Source organism: Halorubrum sp. AJ67, from assembly GCF_000513435.1.
Genome location: NZ_CBVY010000004.1, coordinates 201,074 through 204,176, shown reverse-complemented (window position 1 = coordinate 204,176; position 3,103 = coordinate 201,074). Strand labels below are relative to the sequence as shown.

General features: G+C 67.6%; 3 protein-coding genes. All 3 read left to right on the top strand.

The features are described 5' to 3' along the window. Positions 1–733, top strand: a 733-nt coding sequence (locus BN903_RS06365) for an LLM class flavin-dependent oxidoreductase (protein ID WP_048076929.1), incomplete at its 5' end; no start/stop codon positions are given. A gap of 115 nt (positions 734–848) precedes the next feature. Beyond that, on the top strand, positions 849–1,514 hold the full coding sequence (locus BN903_RS06360) for an isochorismatase family protein (protein ID WP_048076928.1): 666 nt from the start codon (positions 849–851) through the stop codon (positions 1,512–1,514). Between the two features lie 28 nt (positions 1,515–1,542). Further along, a complete protein-coding gene (locus BN903_RS06355) occupies positions 1,543–2,934 on the top strand; it encodes a dihydroorotase family protein (RefSeq protein ID WP_048076927.1) in 1,392 nt (463 codons plus the stop codon). Positions 2,935–3,103: the final 169 nt, after the last annotated feature.

Genomic DNA, 3,103 nt, shown 5'->3' with positions numbered 1-3,103 from the left:
GGCGATCCTCGGGCTCGGTGTCGCCCACCCGGGCGTCGTCGAGGGGTTCCACGGCGCCGAGTTCGAACGCCCGCTCCCGCGCATGGACGAGTACATCGAACTGATCCGCCGGTACCTCCGGGGCGACCCGGAGGGGTTCGACGGCGAGTTCTTCTCGCCGTCCCGGACCGCGTTCTGGGAGGCGTTCGAGCCCGAACGCGCCTCGATACCCATTTATAACGGCGCACTGGGGCCGGCAAACGTCCGACTCACCGGGCAGTTCGCCGACGGCTGGGTGCCGAACCTCTACCCGGACTCGCAGTTCAAGGAGGCACGCGGGTGGCTCGCTGACGGCGCGACCCGCGCGGACAGAGACCCGGAGTCCATCGACGTGGCGATGTACGTGTTGACCGCGGTCGACGAGGACCCCGAGCGCGCACGCCAGGCCGCGGCCGAACACGTCGCCTACTACCTGCGCGACATTCCGGGGTATTACGACCGCGCCGCCGAACAGGCGGGGTACGAAGACGTCGTCGAGGCGGTCCGTTCGGCCCCCTCGATGGAAGCCGGCGCAGACGCGGTCGCCGACGGGCTCCTCGATCACCTCGCCGTCGTCGGGACCCCAGACGAGGCGCGGGCGCAACTCGACCACCTCCGGGAGCTCGGCGTCGACCTCCCCATCGTCCGCGCCCCCGCCGGGAGCGACCGGGAGTGGGCGGAGCGCACGCTGGAGACGTTCGCACCGTCGAAATGACGCGTCCGACCGTCGGGGCGAGTCGGCGCACAGTCGGGCTGGAGTCGGGGGATCGGTGCGACTCTCCCGCACCCACAGAATTATGCGACTCCTCGTCGTACTGGCACCTGTTACCATGACAAATCGCATCTGGGAGGACCTGCTCACCGAGCGCGACGAGCAGGTCATCTCCGCGGCCGGTTACGACAAGGAAGGGGCGTCGTCGTGGGAGTCCCGCGGGATGGGGACGAACCCGATGGTGCTGGTCATCGACATGCAGCGCCTCGTCGTCGGCGAAGACGAGCCGATACTCGACGCGGTCGAGGAGTATCGCACCGCGATGGGGTCGATCGCGTGGGACGCGATCGACCACATCGGACCGTTCCTGGAGTTCGCCCGAGACCACGAGGTCCCGGTCACGTACACCCGAGTGGTCCCGTCGAGCTACGACGACCCGCATCACGAGGACCTCGACATCGTCGACGCCGTCGCCCCCGAAGCGGGCGAGACCGTGATCGACAAGTCGTACGCCTCCGCCTTCTACGGGACCGACCTGCTCTCGCGGCTGGTCTGGGGCGGCCACGACTCCGTGATCATCGTCGGGAACTCCACGAGCGGGTGCGTCCGCGCGACCGCGATCGACGCCCAGCAGAACGGCTTCAACGTCGTGTTGCCACAGGAGTGCGTGTTCGATCGGATCGAGGCGAGCCACAAGATCGCCTTGATGGACCTCTGGATGAAGTACGCCGAGGTGCTCGAACGCGACGAGGTGGAGTCGTGGGTTGGGGGGATCGACGAATGACCCCGAGCGAATCGACGGAGGGCGCGCGATGACGCACGACCTCGTCATCGCCAACGGTACCGTCGTCACTCCCGAGCTCGGCGCCTTCGAGGCCGACGTGGCGGTCGACGGCGACGAGATCTCGGCGATCGCGAGCGCGGGAACCCTCTCCGGCGACCGCGTGATCGACGCCGAGGGGAAACACGTCCTCCCGGGCGCGATCGATCCGCACACCCACCACGGGATCTACCGCGGGCTCGAGGCCGACGCCGAGACGGAGTCCCGCTCCGACCTCGTCGGCGGCGTCACGACCATCGGGAACTACTTCCGCCGGGGGGGCTCCTACGAGGAGATCATGGACGGCTACTTCGCCGAGGCGGAGCCGAACTACTACCACGACTACTTCTTCTCGCTCGGGCTGCTCTCCTTCGAGCACATCGAGGAGATCCCCTACATCGTCGAGGAGCTGGGGATTACGTCGTTCAAGTGGTACAAGAACTACAAGGACGTGGCGCCCAAGAAGTTCGGCACGGACTCGGAGATGCACGACGACTGGGCGGACGCGTTCATCCAGGCGCTCGCCGCGCAGGACGCGCCCACGACGCTCGGCCACCACTCCGAGAACATGGAGATCACGAGCGCGCTCGGCGACAACCCCTACCTAGACTCCGCGGTCGACGAGGATCAGGAGTACCGCGACTACGACGTGTTGGTCGACCAGTTCCCGGACTACGCGGAGACGCAGAGCATGACCGCGAGCGGGTCGCTGGCCCGACAGCACGACTACGACGACAGCTTCTACGCGGTCCACGTATCGGCGGGGCGAACCGCCGACGAGCTGGCGATGCTCCACGACGCGGGCTGGGAGATCACCGGAGAGACGTGTACCCACTACCTGACGCTGACCGCGGAGGAGTGCGACGAGCGCCACAACGTCAACCCGCCGGTGCGGTCGAAGGAGGACCAGGAGACGCTGTGGAAGCGCGTCGCCGACGGCACGATCTCCTGTATCGGCACCGACCACTGCGCGAACCTGCGCGACGACAAGGTCGGCGAGGACGTGCCCGACAGCCTTCCCGGCTTCCCCTCGACGGCGACGATGCTCCCGCTGATCCTCTCGGAGGGAGTCCACGAGGGGCGCATCTCGCTGGAGCGCGCGGTCGAGGTGACCTCGACGAACACCGCGAAAGCGTTCGATATATATCCGAAGAAGGGCTCCGTTCAGGTCGGAACCGACGCGGACCTGACGGTCGTCGACCTCGACGAGACGAAGACGGTGACCCCCGAACTGCTCAAAAGCGGCGCGGACTACTCCCCCTACGAGGGACGCGAGGTGACCGGGTGGCCGACGCACACGGTCGTCCGCGGCCGGGTCGCCTTCAAGGACGGCGAGATAGTCGGCGAGCCCGGGCACGGAACGCACATCGATCGCCCGATCTGACCGCGACGACCGCACGCAGGGGCCGTCTGCGGCCCAGCACCACGCGGACCCCACCGGATCGAACCACACAGACCCAGACATGACAGGACACGACACCGGAACGACGACGAGACGAACGACACGCACCGCTCACGGCGGTGTCGAGACACCGAGGAGGCGCGCATGAGCC